This is a genomic window from Corynebacterium sanguinis, from assembly GCF_007641235.1.
Classification (GTDB): Bacteria; Actinomycetota; Actinomycetes; order Mycobacteriales; family Mycobacteriaceae; genus Corynebacterium; species Corynebacterium sanguinis.
The window spans coordinates 599,911-616,625 of sequence record NZ_CP038157.1 but is presented as its reverse complement, the minus strand read 5'-3'; the positions used below and the strand labels follow the sequence as shown (position 1 = coordinate 616,625).

The window sequence follows — 16,715 nt, the reverse complement described above, 5'->3', positions numbered from 1 at the left end:
GCTCATGAAACGCAGCATTACCCTCGCCGCCTTGGTACTGACCTCCACCCTGGCGCTGACCGCCTGCAGCGACGCCACCGACAACTCCGACGATGCCGACACCACCAGCACCACGACGGCAACCGCAGAGACCAACGAGACCCACCAGGAAGACACCACCACTGCCGACGACGGTGGTCATGACATGGAGCACCCGGAAGACGGTGGCCCGCCCCCGGAGGGCATCACTGAAGCCACGGATCCGACCTACCCGGTCGGCTCCGAGGTGATGCTCACGGCTGATCACATGCCGGGCATGGACGGTGCGCAGGCCACGATCTCCGGGGCCTTCGACACCACCACCTACTCGGTCAGCTACACCCCGACTGACGGTGGTGAGCCGGTCACCGATCACCGGTGGGTCGTGCACGAGGAGCTTGTCGACCCGGGCGAGGCACCGCTCCCCGGCGGCACCAAGGTGGTCCTGAACGCCGAGCACATGCCGGGAATGCAGGGCGCGACCGCCACCATCGACTACTCCACGCAGGAAACGGTCTACATGGTCGACATTGACACTGGGGAGATGACCATGATCAACCACAAATGGGTCACCGAGAGCGAGATCCAACCCGCCGAATAGTCCACCCACCCTGAACCGCGAGACCAGACAAGGCACCCGCTCCAGAGTCGGTCATCAATCGCTGCCGACCATGCCGCAGCACACCAGCCACACACGGAACCTGCACGCCCACAGGGCCCACGCTGAGGTAGACCTTCTGTGTCACTGCTTCTCTTAGTCAGGGGAAATATGCCCTGGAATGACCCTGGTGACAGGAGTTCATTCCAGGGCTTTGTCTCTGCCCACAGGCCCGGTCTCTTGGGGTACCTGCATCGGTGCTGTTGCAAAGTTGGGGCAGTAGGAAGAGCGAGGTGAAATAATCACAGCCATGGGTATCTTCTCGGGTCGTCATTTCCCTCGCGAGGTCATCCTGTGGGCGGTGCGGTGGTACTGCCGCTACGGGGTGAGCTACCGAGACTTGGAGGAAATGATGACCGAGCGGGGCGTGCCGGTTGATCACACCACGATTCTCACCGCTGGGTCCAGAAATACGCCCCTGAGCTGGGCAAGCAAACACGGTGGTACCGGCAGGTACCTGATTGGCAGGCCAGTTCCTGGCGGGTGGATGAGACCTATATCCGGGTCGGCGGCAGGTGGTGCTACCTCTATCGGGCGATCACCGCCGGTGGCCAGACCCTGGACTTTTACCTCTCTCCGAAACGGAACGTGGCCGCAGCGAAGCGTTTCCTGGCCAAGGCCCTCAGATCCAATGCGTCAGCCGGGTATCCCAGAGTGATCAACACCGATAAAGCACCCTCCCTAGCCAGGGCAATCGCCGAGTTGAAGTCAGAGGGAATCTGCCCGCCAACAGTGGAACACCGGCAGGTGAAATACCTCAACAACATCCTGGAAGGCGACCATGGTCGGCTGAAGCGGATCCTCGGGCCGAAAGGCGCGTTTAAGAACCGGACATCTGCATATCGGACGTTGAAAGGGATGGAGGCGATGCACTCATTGCGGAAAGGGCAAGGCACGATGTTTGCCTACGGGCAACCGAACCCGGACGCGGTGAACGTCAACCGGGTCTTCGAGACGGCCTGAGAACGCCCACACGCAGCGGCCATCAGAGAATGAGAAACTGAGTCTTCGCTGTTCTCCCCCAACTTTGCAACAGCACCTCGGCTGGCAGATGGCCGAGCACATGCGCACCTCGCTGTCGTCGATGCGCTGGCGATGGCCCGGGACCACGGCCACCTGCGCGAAGGCGCGGTGATGCACTCAGATCGCGGGGCCCAAGGCGGATTCAAGTGGTCGTCGCAACACCTTGATCGCGGAGGTGTTCAACGATGGCCTCGGTCGGATCCCGCGGGGTCAAGTCCTGGGAAGTGGTGTTTCTGCCCTTTTCTGCTTCCCCCGGCTGCTGCTGCGGTGTTGATGTCGCTGTCGACGATTGTGGTGGCGCTTAACGCTCAGCTGCTGCGCCGGATTGATCTGGACCCGGCCCACCTGGCTCCCACCAGTCCGAAGGAGGAACACACCACGCCTACTCCGGTATCCACCGCCGTCCACTGATCCACCACTTCTCTCCACTGCCCCCATATGACCCTGAAAGGCTCCACCATGAAGCGCACCCTTGTTCTTTCCGCTCTCGCCGTGGCCTCCACCCTGGCGCTGGCCGCCTGCGGTGAGGCCACCGAGTCAGGCAACACCGACGCCACCACCTCGGCCACCAGCACTGCGACGACTACCGCTGAGACGACCGAGACCACCACGGCGACGACTGAGGCGGACGGGGAGATCTCCGCCGATCACAACGACGCGGACATCATGTTTGCCCAGATGATGATCCCCCATCACCAGCAGGCCGTGGAGATGAGTGAGATGCTCCTGGCCAAGGAGGGTATCCCCGCCCAGGTCGTGGAGTTTGCCCAGGGGGTTATTGACGCCCAGGGACCGGAGATTGACCGGATGAACGCCATGCTCGAGGCCTGGGGCCAGCAGCCGGTCACCGACTCTGGGGGCATGGGGACCATGGACGAGATGGGTGGAATGGATCACGGCGAGATGGGTGGCATGAGCGGGATGATGAGCCAGGAGGACATGACAGCCCTTGAGGAAGCCCAGGGCACCGAGGCTGCCCGCCTCTACCTGGAGCAGATGACCGCCCACCACGAAGGTGCGGTCGACATGGCCCGTGACGAGGTTGCTGACGGCCAGAATCCCCATGCAATCACCCTGGCCGAACAAATTATCAACGACCAGGAGGCCGAGATCGCCCAGATGCAGCAGATGCTCACTGACCTATGACAGGCCCCCGTCTTTTTCTGATCCCGAGGACAGGAATCTGAAAAAGAGGGATAACCGTGACGATTGCCACCTGCTGCGGGCGATGGGTCGTTGTCACCGCAGCGGGTGCACCGGGGTGGATGTTTCTTCTCCCTCTGGTCGCACCACTGAGGAAAGGGGAAAGCTCCTGTGTCCAGACGCGACTATCCCCATTATGGGGACACCATCAAAGTAACGGGCGAGTACACACAAAATACACACCGCTCTGAGCGCTAACCGTTTCTCATTGGCGGTATTGCTTCTCTGATCTGGTCTTTTACTGTCGTCCTTGGTGGCGTTGTTGCTAGCCAACGCCAGGAAGGGTTCACTCGTAATGAGAAGGTCGCGAGTTCGATTCTCGCAGGTGGCTCATTTTCTTTTTCGGCGGTAGTACACCTGCCTACGCACATGCGCGACGACCTCGCCCGCCTCGCTGGTGACCTCGGTATCGAACCAGTGCAGGTACTTTGATCCGTCGGCCGTCTTTTCCTTGATCAGATCGTAGGTTTCGTCGGAGATCTCCATCACCGCCGTGATGGTTCCCTTTCCCGGTTTCAGGAATTTCACCTCGCCCGCGACATCCCACACGGTGTACTCCTTGCCCAGCCGTGCCATCGAGGCGAGCATGAAAAACGGGTCGGTCATCGCCATGATTGTGCCGCCGAAGGCGGTGCCCACGGCGTTGCGGTTGAACTTGGTCAGCGTGTGGTTCACCACCACACGCGAGCCGTCGTCGGCGAATTCGCGAACCCGGATTCCGGCGCCGAGAAACGGCGGCCAGAAATTCATGAACCTGCGCAGTGTTTTTGCGGAGAAGTGCATGGTGTGCACTCTACCGCTCGTCATCGCGTGTCGATGCCGGCAGCAGGCGCGGCACCACCTTGCCTGTGGCATTGCGCGGCAGCTCGGTCACGAAGTTAATGTCTCGCGGCACGGAGTGATCGGCGAGGTTGAGACGGACCCATTCACGGATTGCGTCGGAGGTCAGGGCATCTCCTGCCTCGTCGTCAGTGGGGACAACCCACACGGCGACGCGCTTGAAGGTGTCCTCGTCGTCAACACCTCCGGAATGGATCTCATCGATGCCGGGCATGCGCTCGAGAACCTCGGTGACGGACTGCGGGTGGACGTTTTCCCCGCCGACAATGATCATGTCGTCGTTGCGGCTGAGCACGTGGAGGTGCCCGTCGGTGTCGAAGTAACCCAGGTCGCCCATCTCGATGAGGCCGTCGATCTCCACGATGGGGGTCTGGGGGTTGGAATAGCCCTTCAACGCAGTTTCGTTAGTGAGGAAGATCCGCCCTACCTCGCCGGGCTTGGTCTCGCGCCCATTGTCGTCGTAAATCCGCAAGATCGTGCCCGGAGGAATGCGGCCGGCGATGGTCGGATCCGCCGCGACCATCTCCGCGTTGGCACAGGCCGCCAGGGCCAGCTCGGTGGAGCCGTAGTAGTTGGCCAGGATGGGCCCGAAGCGCTCGGTCATGCGCTCCACCAGAAGCGGTGTCAGCGCATTTCCGGACGAGGCGATGAACTTCAGGTTCGAGGTGTCGAACATCTTGTTGCCGGGGATGGCGAGCATCTGCTTGAAAAAGATCGGCGAGGACACCAGCCCGTCACAGCGGAAGTCCTGGATCTGGCGGAACACTTTCTCTGGGTCGAAGACGCGCTGGGTGATGATGGTGTTGCGCAGCGCGAGCGAGACATTGACCGCCGACCAGCCCCAGGTGTGGAACATGGAAGCGGTCAGTTGCACCGTCATCCCGGATCGCCACGGCACGGTGGAGAGGTACCCGCCGATCACGAACGGCAGGATGGGCTCCGGGCGGAGGATGCCCTTCGGCACCCCGGTGGTGCCCGAGGACATCAGGACGATGTTGCCGTGGGAGGGGAAAAGCGGCAGTTGCGGTGCGTTGTCGGCCTGCTCCACCCCTTCCGCGATGCGGGCGAGGGTGGGTTCGCTCCCGTGTGCCGTCGTGGTGTGTGCCCAGATGACCTCGATGCCGTCCATGTTCGCAGGGATCCGGTCGGCGAATTCGTCGTCGATAAACAGCACGTTGATGCGGTTCTCCGCGAAGATGCCGGCGAGCTGCTCCGGGGAGGAACCGACGTTGAGCAGGAACAGGTGCCCTCCGGTGAGGCCTTTCGCACCCATGGGTATGACCACACCGCGGCCGTTGCGGGCCATCACCGCAACACGGAGCTCTTCCACCCCCCCGGTCGCGCTTGCGAGCGAGGAGCCACGTGGCCACAGCGCGGGTCTGATCGCGTAGCTGGCGGTAGCTCAGGACCCCGTCGTCGTCGATAAGCGCGTTGCGCTCTGGGCACGCAGCGGATGACTGCTCGATCTCGCGCGCCGTGGTGAAGCGGTAGCGGCTGTAGAGGGGGAGAACCTTGAAAAGCGCGGCGGGGCTGCCTTCCGGCGACAACGCGCCCGCGCCGATGCCGGCCCGGAGGAGGCGCACCAGCGACGTGGTGGTAAAGGTCACGCGCTGCATTGGGTTCAGGGTGGGTATGGGCTTGTCTTTTCCGTCGGTGGTGCCAGTGCGTGTTCACCACCTTATCGTTGATACCGTGCGCGGTATGGACTTTCGCCAGGGTGGGGGTTAACGCTGTAACGCTGACACGGTTGGCGGCGATACTCTAGGATGCAATAGAAATGCCTGTGACGTTGTAGTTGTAGAGGAGTCCTGCATGCTCGCCCGTACCATCCGCCTCCGTGTAGTGGCCGTGTGCGCCACCGCGCTCGCTGCCTTGTCCATGGCGCACGCTCCCGCGAACGCGCAGCAGCGCAACATGGTGATTTTCGGGGACTCGGTCATCTCGGACCCGAACGCTCCGCAGTGGTTGGCCGGCAAGCTCGGGCTCGACCCGCGCGGGTCGTCGGGTGTCGGCACGTGGTGCCCGCAGAGCCCGACGAGCTGGGGGCGGCAGGCGGCGGCGCAGCTCGGGCTGGCGGCGTCCGATTACTCCTGCACGGGTACGGTGACGGTCTCGCCCGGCCCGCAGCTGTACACCCAGGTCGACCGTGCATTGTCCGACGGTGCGCTGAACCCGGGCACGGCCCGGGTGATCATCACGACCGGTTTCAACGACACCTACAACAACGAGGGCCGTCCGGATGCTGACGTGCGCCGCGACTTTGTCAACTACATGATTCCGCAGGTCAGCCGCATCCGTGCCGCCGCGCCGAATGCGCGGATCCAGTTCGTGGGTTACCCGAAGATCACCTCCGGCGACAAGGTGTGCCTGTTCCACATCGCGCCGAACGTGTCGGACTGGACGTCGTTCGCGCAGATCCAGCGCTGGGAGGATCAGGCGCAGTGGATGTCGGTCGATGCTGCCCGGGCGACGGGCACCGAGTTCCTGGATGTGAAGCCCTCGACGTGGAATAACAACATGTGCGCCCCGGACGATCAGCGGATGTGGGCCGGGTTGGTCGATTTCTACGCAGGTCCCGGCAATTTGCCGATCCACGTGAACCAGCGGGGCCACGATCACGTGGCCCGCGTCATCGCTAACTCCTAGTCGCCTCGTTACCATTGGGGGGTATGAGCGAAAAAGTACAAGGAGTCATTGCACGCGAAAAAGGTAGCCCCGTCGAGGTGGTCGACATTACCCTTCCGGAGCCGGGGCCGAACGACGTTATCGTCAAGGTGCAGACCACCGGAGTCTGCCACACCGACCTCGCCTACCGCGACGGGGACATCGAGGATGCCTTCCCCTTCCTGCTCGGTCACGAGTCGGCCGGCATCGTTGAAACGATCGGCGAGAACGTCACCCACGTCGAAGTGGGAGATTTCGTGGTGCTGAACTGGCGCGCGGTATGCGGCGAGTGCCGCGCCTGCCGCAAGGGCGACGTGAAGAACTGCTTCAACACCCACAATGCGTCGGCACGCATGACGCTTGACGACGGCACCGAGCTGACCCCCGCCCTCGGAATCGGCTCGTTCGCCGAGAAGACCCTGGTGCACGAGAAGCAGTGCACGAAGGTCAACCCCGAGGAGGATCCGGCGGCCGCCGGCCTGCTCGGCTGCGGCATCATGGCCGGCCTGGGCGCGGCGGTAAACACCGGCGACATCCAGCTCGGCGAGTCGGTCGCCGTGTTCGGCCTTGGCGGCGTCGGCCTGGCGGCCGTGGCCGGAGCCAAGCTGGCCGGGGCGTCGACAATTATTGCCGTCGACCTTGACCAGCGCAAATGCGATGCGGCCATCGAGCGCTTCGGCGCGACCCACGCGGTGTGCTCCAAGGGCAAGAGCGAGGACGAGGTGATCGACGCCGTGCGCGAACTTACCGACGGCTTCGGCCCGGACGTCACCATCGACGCCGTCGGGATCCAGCCGACCTGGCGCCAGGCGTTCTACTCCCGTGACCTTGCCGGTCGGATGGTCATGGTGGGCGTTCCGAACCTCACCGACCACGTCGACATCCCGGCAATCGACCTGTACGGCCACGGCGGGTCCATCAAGCCGGCCTGGTACGGCGACTGCCTGCCCGAGCGCGACTTCCCGACCTACGTGGACCTGCACATGCAGGGCCGCTTCCCGCTCGGCGAGTTCGTTTCCGAGCGCATCGGCATCGGCGACATTGAGGACGCGTTCGCGAAGATGAAGCGTGGCGACGTTCTGCGAAGCGTGGTGGAGTTCTAACATGTCTCTGCGAATTGAACACGTACTCACGTCCGGTGTTTTCCGCCTCGACGGTGGAGAGTGGGACGTGGACAACAATGTATGGATCGTCGGCGATGACCGCGAGGTCTACATCATCGATGCCGCGCACGATGCCGAGACCATTGCCAAGGCCGTCGGCGACCGGAAGGTCAAGGGCATCATCGCAACACACGGCCACAACGATCACGTCGACGCCGCCCCGCTTTTGAGCAAGCTTGTCGACGCCCCCGTATACCTGCACCCGGGCGACGACATGCTCTGGTACGAGCAGAACCCGAACGAAGCGTTCGTGAACTTGGGCGATGGCGACATCTTCTCGATTGCCGGAACGGAGCTTAAAGCGATGTCGACCCCGGGGCACTCGCCGGGCTCGGTCGTGCTCTACGCGGAGGAGGCCGGCGTACTGTTTTCCGGTGACACGCTTTTCCAGGGCGGCCCTGGTGCGACGGGGCGTTCCTACTCGTCCTTCGACACGATCATTGATTCGCTGCAGAAGCGCGTCTTGGATCTTCCCCCTGAGACGATCGTGCGCACCGGCCACGGCGACCACACCACGATCGGCGAGGAAGCCCCCCACCTCGAGGAGTGGATCAAGCGGGGCTACTAGCCTTCTTTCGTTACAGCGCCGTGGTTCTCAGTGCTGGGAACCACGGCGTTTTGCAGCGCGATGGCCCGGGCGAGGCGGGCGTAGCGCAGCTCCTGTTCGCGGAATCGCGTCCAGGCCGAGATCGTGGTGAAGAAAAACGCCATGATGAGCACGTAGAGCATGAGGTCGGTGCCCCGGTCCACGCCGAGCCAGTTAGCCAGCACGGTGACGTCATCGGGTCGCAGGATTGCCCAGATGGCGGCCACCATGAGCGCGGCGAAACCGATTTTCACCCATGCCTTGGCGTTGGCCTTCTTGCGGTTGGTAAAGAAGTAGAACGCGACCGCGAGCGCGGCCGCGAGCAGCAGGACCTGGATCACGGGAGCCTCCTTGCCACGATGCCGTCGGCGAGAATGTTCACGCCGTTGATAAGAGATTGCCCCTTGCTCATCGAGTATTCCGTGTAGAGGATGTCTACGGGTTCCTCGGTGACGCGCCAGCCGTTGGCGTCGATAAGCGCGACGATCTCGGAGGCGTGCGACATGCCGTTCATCCGAATGTTCATCTCGTCTGCGACCTTCTTATTGAAGGCGCGGAGCCCGTTGTGGGCGTCCGAGAGCCCGAGGCGTCGCGTGCGGGGAGAGAGCAAGACAACGGTCTTGAGTACCACGCGCTTGATCAGCGGCACCTGGGTGGTTTCCTGGCCGGCGAAGCGGGTGCCCACGACGATGTCCACTGGCTCGGTGCGCAGGCGCTCGAGCATCTTCACCACGTCTTTGACTTGGTGCTGCCCGTCGGCATCGAAGGTGACGAAGTACTGCGCACCGGGCTGTGCGCGGGCGTACTCGATGCCGGTCTGGATCGCAGCGCCCTGCCCGAGGTTGACGGGGTGGTTCACCAGGTGCGCGCCCGCGGCGTGGATCGCGGCGGGCGAGTTGTCCTTGGAGCCGTCGTTCACCGCGACGATGTGAGGAAAAGTCTCGCGGGCATGCTCGATGACCTCCTGGATGACTGGGCCCTCGTTGTAGCAGGGGATCACCAGCCAGGTGTCGGAGTAGTCCTGGATTTCGCTCATGGTGGCCTAAACGTTACTAGCTGCGGTGAAAAGGCGGGTATATACGCGTGTCAACAGCGTCATCGGGAGCAACCGGTAGGTCGTTCGGGCGGCGAGGTTGAACCTAGCGCGCCACGGGCCGACGAGCCCGTAAGAAACTAACCGGGCCTGCATCTCGCGCTCGGCGGCGAACATCTCGCGGCCCGTGCGCCGCGCGAACTGCTCCGGGCTCACCCGGAAGTACGTCAGCGGCTCGGGCATGTTGTGGAGTCTCTTGCCGGCGGCGATGAGCCTGGCCCAGAGGTCGTAGTCCTCCATGAAGTGGACGCCCTGGTAACCGCCGACCTCCTTGATCGCGGCGGTGCGCAGGATCACCGAGGGGTGATTGAGCGGCGAGTTGATCAGGGCGTATTTCGCGATTTTTTCGTGGGTTTCCGGCATCGCGCGCACCGGGCCGGCATCGAGATCGGTCGCGCCTGAAAACTCGCGTACCGCAGTGCCGAGCGCCGCGATATCTGGGTGAGCCTCCATAAATGCCACTTGTTTTTCTATCCGCTCCGGGTGCGCAATGTCGTCGGTATCGAGCCGCGCGACGTAGTCGGAGGTGATTGTCTCCAGTCCCGCCTGCAGCGCGGGGCCCAGTCCCACGTTGTGAGCAAGCGTGACGACGCGCACATTCTCAGTCCCCTCTGCCAAGCGCTCCACATCGTCGGAGACTGGCCCGTCAAAGACGACGACGACCTCATCGGCGGGACGGGTCTGCCGGGCGAGGGAGTCCAAGGCCTGGCGGAGTTCCCCGGCGGGGGTGTTTCTGTAGGCGGACAAAAGCGCAGAAATCGTGGCCACGTGGCCGTATCCTACGCGAGCGGGTCGGGATAGGGAGGTTCAGTGTCGTCCGGTTCGGGCGGGATCCACGAGAGGTCTTCTGGTTGCGGTGGGTAGTCGAAGGTGAGGTCAAATTCCTCCTCAAAGTGCTTGATTTTCGCCACCGTTGCGCCATCGTCGGCCCCGGAGTCGTATTCGTCGCAGGCGGCGTGGCACGCCGCGTTGAACCGGGCGATGTGGGCGCGACGGGCGCGCACGCGTTCGCGGGTTGTTGCCCACCTGGGGTTGGTCGGGGTGAGGTTGTCCCGCAGGATTCCCTTGGCCTCGCTGGTAATCCAGGTGCCGTCTGCGAAAAGCCAGATTGTTTCACCCGTGGCGGGGTCTGGGATGTAAAACCCCCGCTTATCTGTCTTGAAATTATGATGCCGTTGGCACAAGCAGTGGAGATTGTCTGGGGTTGTTTCGCCTCCCTGGCCGTAGGGGATGCGGTGGTCGAGCTGGCAGCGCTCAGCGGGGACGTGGCAGCCGGGGAAGACGCATGCGCCGTCGCGCGCCCTGACAAAGGCCGCCATCTTCTTGGTCGGTGTGTAACTATCGGTGTGGGCGCTGGAGGCGTCGTCAAGCTGGGTGATCTTGACGTTGCCTTCGCCGAACAGGTTGAGGTAGGAGTCCCCGAGCCAGCCGAGCCGCGGGGAAAAGGTTTCCTCACCGACGGCGTAGACGCGCGTGGTCGCGTGCGTTTCGGGCGCGAGGTGGCCGGTGAGCAGTTTGATCATGGCGTCGGCGAGGCCGAGCTTGTGTTCTCGGGCCGTGGCGCCGACGAACGCGTCGACGCTGGCCATGGTCGCGGCGTCGGCGGTGAGGTTGAGCGCTGTCGTGCCGTCGGCACCGGGGAAGAAGCGTGCGGTGGGTGCCAGGGGCTTCTCGCGCTGCCGGCGCTTGACAGGGTTGAAATCGACCGAGGGATCCACCTCGGCGACGAGGCGGCGCAGTCTGCGGGTGACGCTCCACACGCTGGGCAGGGCGGCGCCGAGGCGGGTGGAGGTGAACATGTCGACCAGGAGGTCGTCGAAAAGCGCGAGCGTGCGCGCGGTTGTGTCGGGGGCGAGCACGCTCAAGGTGCGGTCGATCGCGGCGAGCCGGGGGACGTCGAGAAGCTGGCGCTCGTTCTGCAGCGCGCGCAGGCGAGGCAGGTCGCGCAGGCGACTGTAACCGGCGACCCCGGCCTCGACGAAATGTTTCCCTCGCCCTGTGATTGCCATCAGTTCCGCGATTTCAATGTCGTAGTCGCTGTCTATGCTGTGGACGGTGTCCAGACTGTAGCTGCTGAACACCATGAACTCGCCCTCGATGATGAGCCGGGCGCCGTCGCGTCGCATATCGTTCGTCGCTGAAATTCCCCCCGTTTATAAATGCCAGTGTAGTGAACATATATTCGATACTCAAGGGCATGAATGGAGGTTATGTGACAAAATTAGAAAATAGTACCTAATCGCGAGCGGCGTCGATGAGGTAGCGGCCGTAGCCGGACTTCAACATCGCGCGCCCCAGCTCGGCAAGCGCGTCCGCCGAGATCAGCCCCTCGCGGTACGCCGCGACTTCGGGCGAGCCGATGACCGTGCCCGTGCGCTTCTGGATCACCTCCACGTAAGCGCTGGCCTCGGTCATCGAATCGATCGTCCCGGTATCGAGCCACACGTCGCCGCGCTCCAAGCGGTGGACCTTAAGCGCCCCGCGGTGCAGGTACTCCTCGTTGATCGAGGTGATCTCGAGCTCACCACGAGCGCTCGGGGTGATCGATTTCGCGATGTCAACCACACTGTTGTCATAGAAATAAAGCCCCACTACGGCAAAAGGCGACTTCGGGGCAGCAGGCTTCTCCTCGATCGAGGTCGCCATCCCGCGCTCGTCGAAGCTGACGACGCCGTAGCGCTGCGGGTCGGAGACCTCGTAGGCGAAGATTGCGCCGCCCGAAATCTCGCGGATCCCGCCGAGGATGCTTGAAAGCCCGGCGCCGTCGAAAATATTGTCGCCGAGGACGAGGGCGACGGAATCGTCGCCGATGAATTCCTCGCCGATGATGAACGCCTGGGCCAGCCCCTCGGGCTTCGGTTGCACGGCGTAGTCAATCATGATGCCCCAGTCGGAGCCGTCGCCAAGCAGGCGTCGAAAAGCATCTGCGTCCTCTTGGGTGGTAATCACGAGGACCTCGCGGATGCCGGCGCTGATCAGGGTGCTTAAAGGGTAGTAGATCATCGGCTTGTCGTAGATCGGCATGAGCTGCTTCGAGATGCCCTTGGTAATGGGGTAGAGACGCGTGCCCGAGCCGCCCGCGAGGATGATGCCTTTCATGAATCTCCACATTAGACACCGAGTTTTCCTATGGTGGGTGAAACTACACAGCAAAGGAGCGCCCATGTTCGGTACCCGCCACTACGCCGTCGTCACCGGTGCCGCCTCCGGCATCGGACGCGCCCTCGCCCTCCAGCTGGCCGATCTCGGCTGGCGGCTTGCCATCAGCGATATCAATTCCGCCGGGCTCGAGGCCACCGCGCGCGATTGCGAGGCGCGGGGAGCCAAGCTTATCGACGCCTCCGTGGTCGACGTCGCCGACGCAGATGCCGTCGATTCCTGGGCGAGTGGACTTGCTCAGCAGCACGGACCTGCCCACACCGTCCACCACGTCGGAGGCATCTCCATCTGGGGCAGGGTGGACACGATGCCGCTTGAGAAGTGGCGCACTCTTATCGACGTCAACCTCATGGGCACCATCCACGTGGCACGCGCCTTCACCCCGGCGATGATGAAGGCCGGCCCGCTGCCCAGGCAGGAGCAACAGGAAATCGGCCCCCGCCGATTGGTCTGCGTCTCCAGCTCCGCGGGCATCCTCGCGCTGCCCTGGCACGCGGCGTACTCGGCATCCAAGGGAGGCGTGCTGGCGATGTGCGAGGTGCTGCGCTTCGACCTCGCCCCCTACGGCATTAGAGTGCACGCCGTCGCGCCGGGCGCGGTGGACACCGGGCTGGTGCGCACCATTGACGTCGACGGGGTGGACATGGACAACCCCCGGGTACGCAAGGCGCGCGAGCTTTTCCAGGGCCATGCCATCTCGCCGGAGAAGTGCGCCGAGATCATCCTTCGCGGCGTGGAGAAGAATAAGCCGCTGATAACCACCGGCGCAGATGTGGCACTGGCGCGCTGGGCGCAGGTCAACGCACCCTGGCTATACGCAGGAGCCATGCGGGGGATCAACCGCGCGTTTCGGTGGGTGGCGAAGGACGCGATGCTCTAGCGCTTCTCGTCCAGGGGTACCTGGAGGACGTCCATGACGGTTGCCAGGCCGTCGTAGTTGGTCACGAGCAACAGCAGGGCTGTGATCTCTTTGTCGCTGAGGTGGTCGCGCAGGCGCTCCCACACCTCGTCGGTGATCTGGCGGTGCTCGATGAGGTCATTGGTAGCATCCAGGATCACCCCCGTGCGACCGGTGAAGCCGTGCTCGGGCCGCTTGACAGCTTCGATGTCGGCGTCGCTGAGGCCGAAGCGCTTGCCCATCGTGGTGTGGTGCTCGAGTTCGTAGCGGGAATCGCGCAGCGTAGCGACGCGCAAGATGACCAGCTCGGATTGCCTGCGCGGCAGGATACCGAAGGGCATCAAGGAGCCGGAATAGAGCAGCCACGGTAAAAAGTTGCGCCTCGCCCGGCCGACCGCGCCGAATAGGTTCAGTGTCTTCGTCCCTTGTACTTGCGCGCCGATGCGGTTGGCCAACCGCGCGAGCAGGGCGATGTCTGTGCCGCGGCCGGGACCCGGGCGGGTGGATGAGGTGATAGGCATAGGCTTCATACTTTCCACCATAAAACAATAGGAAAGCTCTCGCCCCAGATGCTGACCAGTACATGCTTGCCAGTCGGGACATCCGTACCTATGGGCCTTTCGTTAATCGACTGACAAGCATGTACTGGTCAGCATTTGGCGGTTCGGGGGGGGGCATCAGCGCGCCGCCAGATAGATCGCCAACGCCGCGCGCCAGTTCCGCGGTGAGAACCCGGTTGCCTTGATCTTGTCCAGGCTTAAGGTGGATTCCTTCGGGCGGGGTGCTTCGGGGCCGTTGAGCTCGGCGTACTGGGCAGTAGTCACGGGGGTGACGTCGGAGGGGTCCGCGCCCACCCCGATGAATACGCTCATCGCGATCTCGTCGCGGCCCACCGCATCGCCGTCGGAGGTGATGTTGTACACGCCATACTCGGCCTTTGTCGCCAGCAGATGCGCGATGCCGTGCGCCAGATCGTCGGCATGCGTGGGCCTGCCGCGCTGGTCGGCCACCACGCTGGGGCTCACACCCTTGTCCGCGAGCCGGGCCATGGTGTCCATGAAGTTCGCGCCCTCACCGAACACCCAGGAGGTGCGAATCACGTAGTGGCGCGGCGTGGCCCGGGCGGCGGTTTCACCCGCGCTTTTCGACGCCCCATAGGCGCTGAGCGGCGATGGCAGCTCGTCCTCGGTGTGCTCTGTATTCAACCCATCGAAGACGTAGTCGCTGGAGACGTGCACCAGGGTCAGGTCGTGCTCGGAGGCGATGCGGGCAAGCCCCGCCACAGCGTCCGCGTTGACCGCCCACGCTGTGCCCCTTTCTGTTTCCGCCCCGTTGACGTCGTTGTAGGCGGCGCAGTTGATGATCGCGCGGTACTCGTTCCAATCGCGCGCCGGCGGATGAGTGATGTCGAACTCGGCCCGGGTGCAGAATTCCGCCTCGCGCTCCGAGTAGACCTTGCGCAAGGCCCGGCCGAGCTGCCCGTTCGCGCCGGTGACAAGGATTTTGCGCGGCGGCACGGTGGGGGCGTCGGCAAGCGGCGGGTGCTTTTGGTCCGCCTCAGATAACTCGGTGGGCTCGAGCGGCCAGTCGATCTCGCGGTAGGAGCAGTAGGCGTACGCGCCATTCGGGTTGTAGCGGGCGTTGACCAGGTAGGTGTAGGTGGTTGCGTCCTCGAGGGCCTGGAAGCCGTTGGCCACCCCGCGCGGGACGAACACCGCGGTGTCCGGGCCGATCTCGACGCCGAACTTCGTCGCGAAGGTTTCCGAGCCCTCGCGCAGGTCCACCCACGCAGCAAAGACGCGCCCGGTGGCCACGGAGACCCATTTGTCCCAGGGCTCGGCGTGCATGCCGCGGGTCGCACCAACCCGGGCGTTGAAGGAGATGTTGTTCTGCACCGGGCGCAGCCGCTGGCCGGACCAGTTTTCCTTGAACCAGCCGCGGTTGTCCGCGTGGACGTCGAGCGGGTGGATTTCCAGGCCGTCGATGGGGGTGGGGTTCATGGGAGTCAAGTGTAGGACGAGTAGCGGACGGGGCTACCGGACCGCTGCCCAAAGTACTCACCGCAGGACCACGCAGCGGCTGCATCGAGGCGGTCGAGGCAGCTAATCTCCCGAGTCGGTTCGTGGGCCAGTGCGATGGTATTGCCGACGATCATGACCAGGGTTACCAGCGTGAGAAGAATCGTGATCGCGCTGGCGACTGTGCGGACGTGCCGGGAACGTGCCGTGGCGCGGACCCCCGCCACGGCGATGACGCTACCCGCCAGCGCAATTACGTAGCCCGCGATCCGTGCCGCCACCTCGGCGGGCACTGCGAAGCACGAGGTGCTGGCGCACTGCTGCCACGGCTTCCAGACGGTCAGGACTGTGATCGCAATGCCAGCGAGCGCGACGATCGAGCCAAGGATGATTCTATTGTCCGTTGTGCGCATATCGCTTCTCGACGTCCCCTTTTACGCCCCGCCACCAGTTTTCATGCTCGGCGTACCACGCGATGGTGCGTTCTAACCCGGTGCGCAGCTCCGGGGCGTGGTGGGGCTGCCACCCGAGCTCGCGGGTGAGCTTGGTGGCATCCATGGTGTAGCGCTGGTCGTGGCCGGGGCGATCGGCGACGTGCTCGTACGTGCCGCCCATGATCTCGCAGATCATCTCAACGACCTGCTTGTTGGTCACGTGTGTGCCGCCGACGCCGATGTTGTACGTCTCTCCGATCTTTCCCCGCTCCAAGATGGCGAGCACGGCGTCGTTGTGGTCGTCGACGTGGATCCAGTCGCGCACCTGCGCGCCGCTGCCGTAGAGCTTGGCGGGGCGGCCGTCGAGAATGTTCGTGATCTGCCGCGGGATGAACTTCTCTATGTGCTGGTACGGCCCGTAGTTGTTCGAGCAGTTCGAGATCGTCGCCTTGATACCGAAGGAGCGCACCCAGGCGCGCACGAGGTGATCGGAGCCGGCCTTGGTTGCCGAGTACGGGCTCGACGGGTTGTAGGCGGTGGTTTCGGTGAACTTCTCTTTACCGCCGAGTGGCAGGTCGCCGAAAACCTCATCGGTGGAAATGTGGTGGAAGCGCACCCCGAAGCGTCGCACGGCCTCCAGCAGCGTGAACGTGCCCACCACGTTGGTGTGGACGAAGGGGGAGGGGTCTGCCAGCGAGTTGTCGTTGTGGGACTCGGCGGCGAAGTGGACCACGGTGTCGCTGTCCGCCACTAAGCCGCCGACAAGCTGGGCATCGGTCACCGAGCCGTGGACGAATTTCACGTCGAGTCCACCCAAATTGGCGCGGTTGCCGGCGTAGGTGAGCGCATCGAGGACGGTGATGTGCACCCCGGGGCGTCGCTCACGCAGCAAACGGACGAAGTTGGTGCCGATGAACCCGGCGCCGCCGGTGACCAGAACGCGTTCCATGGGTCAAAA

General features: G+C 63.7%; 17 protein-coding genes and 2 pseudogenes. 8 read left to right on the top strand and 11 right to left on the bottom strand.

All coding sequences use genetic code 11. From position 1 onward, the window contains the following. Positions 1 to 4: 4 nt before the first annotated feature. From E3227_RS03055 to E3227_RS03040, 4 genes and pseudogenes are all read left to right on the top strand, one after another. Positions 5 to 619: a YdhK family protein gene (locus E3227_RS03055; RefSeq protein WP_136648819.1), complete on the top strand. Its 615-nt coding sequence runs from the start codon at positions 5 to 7 to the stop codon at positions 617 to 619. Positions 620 to 926: 307 nt separating this feature from the next. Further along, positions 927 to 1,639 (top strand): annotated as a pseudogene (locus tag E3227_RS03050) (IS6 family transposase). A gap of 333 nt (positions 1,640 to 1,972) precedes the next feature. Beyond that, on the top strand, positions 1,973 to 2,110 hold the full coding sequence (locus tag E3227_RS11510) for a hypothetical protein (protein WP_170228597.1): 138 nt from the start codon (positions 1,973 to 1,975) through the stop codon (positions 2,108 to 2,110). A gap of 48 nt (positions 2,111 to 2,158) precedes the next feature. Beyond that, entirely contained in the window at positions 2,159 to 2,845 is a 687-nt protein-coding gene (locus E3227_RS03040; protein ID WP_136648821.1) for a DUF305 domain-containing protein, read from the top strand. 387 nt (positions 2,846 to 3,232) lie between these two features. On the opposite strand, the gene E3227_RS03035 is transcribed toward E3227_RS03040, so the two are convergent. Together E3227_RS03035 and E3227_RS03030 are read right to left on the bottom strand one after the other, a co-directional pair. Then, positions 3,233 to 3,685, bottom strand: a complete 453-nt coding sequence (locus E3227_RS03035; protein WP_170228615.1) for a DUF4442 domain-containing protein — start codon at positions 3,683 to 3,685, stop codon at positions 3,233 to 3,235. A gap of 10 nt (positions 3,686 to 3,695) precedes the next feature. Further along, a pseudogene (locus E3227_RS03030) lies at positions 3,696 to 5,358 on the bottom strand (AMP-binding protein). A 196-nt stretch (positions 5,359 to 5,554) separates the two neighbouring features. Here E3227_RS03030 and E3227_RS03025 point away from each other — a divergent pair. From E3227_RS03025 to E3227_RS03015, 3 genes are read left to right on the top strand one after another with little or no spacing between them, the layout of a single operon-like run. Then, positions 5,555 to 6,388 (top strand): GDSL-type esterase/lipase family protein, encoded by an 834-nt coding sequence (locus E3227_RS03025; protein ID WP_006839310.1) that lies wholly within the window; start codon positions 5,555 to 5,557, stop codon positions 6,386 to 6,388. Positions 6,389 to 6,411: 23 nt separating this feature from the next. Then, the gene (locus tag E3227_RS03020) at positions 6,412 to 7,509 is read left to right on the top strand and encodes an S-(hydroxymethyl)mycothiol dehydrogenase (protein WP_144317489.1); all 1,098 of its coding nucleotides are present in this window, start codon (positions 6,412 to 6,414) and stop codon (positions 7,507 to 7,509) included. Between the two features lies 1 nt (position 7,510). Then, positions 7,511 to 8,137, top strand: a complete 627-nt coding sequence (locus E3227_RS03015) for an MBL fold metallo-hydrolase (RefSeq protein ID WP_006839312.1) — start codon at positions 7,511 to 7,513, stop codon at positions 8,135 to 8,137. Here the strand turns inward: E3227_RS03015 and E3227_RS03010 are convergent. From E3227_RS03010 to rfbA, 5 genes are all read right to left on the bottom strand, one after another. Then, positions 8,134 to 8,496 (bottom strand): DUF2304 domain-containing protein, encoded by a 363-nt coding sequence (locus E3227_RS03010; protein WP_006839313.1) that lies wholly within the window; start codon positions 8,494 to 8,496, stop codon positions 8,134 to 8,136. The genes E3227_RS03015 and E3227_RS03010 overlap by 4 nt on opposite strands. Then, entirely contained in the window at positions 8,493 to 9,191 is a 699-nt protein-coding gene (locus E3227_RS03005) for a glycosyltransferase family 2 protein (protein WP_006839314.1), read from the bottom strand. Before E3227_RS03005 ends, E3227_RS03010 begins: the two co-directional genes overlap by 4 nt. 6 nt (positions 9,192 to 9,197) lie before the next feature. Next, positions 9,198 to 10,016 carry a glycosyltransferase gene (locus E3227_RS03000; RefSeq protein WP_144317488.1) on the bottom strand — a complete coding sequence of 273 codons (819 nt, stop codon included), beginning with the start codon at positions 10,014 to 10,016 and terminating at the stop codon, positions 9,198 to 9,200. An 11-nt stretch (positions 10,017 to 10,027) separates the two neighbouring features. Further along, the gene (locus E3227_RS02995) at positions 10,028 to 11,374 is read right to left on the bottom strand and encodes an HNH endonuclease signature motif containing protein (protein ID WP_144317487.1); all 1,347 of its coding nucleotides are present in this window, start codon (positions 11,372 to 11,374) and stop codon (positions 10,028 to 10,030) included. Positions 11,375 to 11,483: 109 nt separating this feature from the next. Then, positions 11,484 to 12,347, bottom strand: a complete 864-nt coding sequence (gene rfbA, locus E3227_RS02990; RefSeq protein ID WP_144317486.1) for a glucose-1-phosphate thymidylyltransferase RfbA — start codon at positions 12,345 to 12,347, stop codon at positions 11,484 to 11,486. Between the two features lie 64 nt (positions 12,348 to 12,411). On the opposite strand from rfbA, the gene E3227_RS02985 reads away from it, so the two are divergent. After that, positions 12,412 to 13,287: an SDR family oxidoreductase gene (locus E3227_RS02985; protein ID WP_144317485.1), complete on the top strand. Its 876-nt coding sequence runs from the start codon at positions 12,412 to 12,414 to the stop codon at positions 13,285 to 13,287. On the opposite strand, the gene E3227_RS02980 is transcribed toward E3227_RS02985, so the two are convergent. The 4 genes from E3227_RS02980 to rfbB all read right to left on the bottom strand — a co-directional run bounded on the left by E3227_RS02980 (position 13,284) and on the right by rfbB (position 16,706). Then, a complete protein-coding gene (locus E3227_RS02980) occupies positions 13,284 to 13,835 on the bottom strand; it encodes a carboxymuconolactone decarboxylase family protein (RefSeq protein ID WP_245527424.1) in 552 nt (183 codons plus the stop codon). The two genes, E3227_RS02985 and E3227_RS02980, sit on opposite strands and share 4 nt — an antisense overlap. A gap of 147 nt (positions 13,836 to 13,982) precedes the next feature. After that, positions 13,983 to 15,305, bottom strand: coding sequence for a dTDP-4-dehydrorhamnose reductase (gene rfbD, locus E3227_RS02975; protein ID WP_144317484.1), 1,323 nt, complete (start codon positions 15,303 to 15,305; stop codon positions 13,983 to 13,985). A 5-nt stretch (positions 15,306 to 15,310) separates the two neighbouring features. Beyond that, entirely contained in the window at positions 15,311 to 15,736 is a 426-nt protein-coding gene (locus tag E3227_RS02970) for a hypothetical protein (RefSeq protein ID WP_006839321.1), read from the bottom strand. After that, positions 15,717 to 16,706 carry a dTDP-glucose 4,6-dehydratase gene (gene rfbB / locus E3227_RS02965; protein WP_144317483.1) on the bottom strand — a complete coding sequence of 330 codons (990 nt, stop codon included), beginning with the start codon at positions 16,704 to 16,706 and terminating at the stop codon, positions 15,717 to 15,719. Before rfbB ends, E3227_RS02970 begins: the two co-directional genes overlap by 20 nt. Between the last annotated feature and the right edge of the window lie 9 nt (positions 16,707 to 16,715).

Coding starts and splice junctions, on each gene's coding strand:
- E3227_RS03055 (WP_136648819.1), top strand. CDS start 5: ATGAAACGCAGCATTACCCTCGCCGCCTTGGTACTGACCTCCACCCTG.
- E3227_RS11510 (WP_170228597.1), top strand. CDS start 1,973: ATGTCGCTGTCGACGATTGTGGTGGCGCTTAACGCTCAGCTGCTGCGC.
- E3227_RS03040 (WP_136648821.1), top strand. CDS start 2,159: ATGAAGCGCACCCTTGTTCTTTCCGCTCTCGCCGTGGCCTCCACCCTG.
- E3227_RS03035 (WP_170228615.1), bottom strand. CDS start 3,685: ATGCACTTCTCCGCAAAAACACTGCGCAGGTTCATGAATTTCTGGCCG.
- E3227_RS03025 (WP_006839310.1), top strand. CDS start 5,555: ATGCTCGCCCGTACCATCCGCCTCCGTGTAGTGGCCGTGTGCGCCACC.
- E3227_RS03020 (WP_144317489.1), top strand. CDS start 6,412: ATGAGCGAAAAAGTACAAGGAGTCATTGCACGCGAAAAAGGTAGCCCC.
- E3227_RS03015 (WP_006839312.1), top strand. CDS start 7,511: ATGTCTCTGCGAATTGAACACGTACTCACGTCCGGTGTTTTCCGCCTC.
- E3227_RS03005 (WP_006839314.1), bottom strand. CDS start 9,191: ATGAGCGAAATCCAGGACTACTCCGACACCTGGCTGGTGATCCCCTGC.
- E3227_RS02995 (WP_144317487.1), bottom strand. CDS start 11,374: ATGCGACGCGACGGCGCCCGGCTCATCATCGAGGGCGAGTTCATGGTG.
- rfbA (WP_144317486.1), bottom strand. CDS start 12,347: ATGAAAGGCATCATCCTCGCGGGCGGCTCGGGCACGCGTCTCTACCCC.
- E3227_RS02985 (WP_144317485.1), top strand. CDS start 12,412: ATGTTCGGTACCCGCCACTACGCCGTCGTCACCGGTGCCGCCTCCGGC.
- E3227_RS02980 (WP_245527424.1), bottom strand. CDS start 13,835: ATGAAGCCTATGCCTATCACCTCATCCACCCGCCCGGGTCCCGGCCGC.
- rfbD (WP_144317484.1), bottom strand. CDS start 15,305: ATGAACCCCACCCCCATCGACGGCCTGGAAATCCACCCGCTCGACGTC.
- E3227_RS02970 (WP_006839321.1), bottom strand. CDS start 15,736: ATGCGCACAACGGACAATAGAATCATCCTTGGCTCGATCGTCGCGCTC.
- rfbB (WP_144317483.1), bottom strand. CDS start 16,706: ATGGAACGCGTTCTGGTCACCGGCGGCGCCGGGTTCATCGGCACCAAC.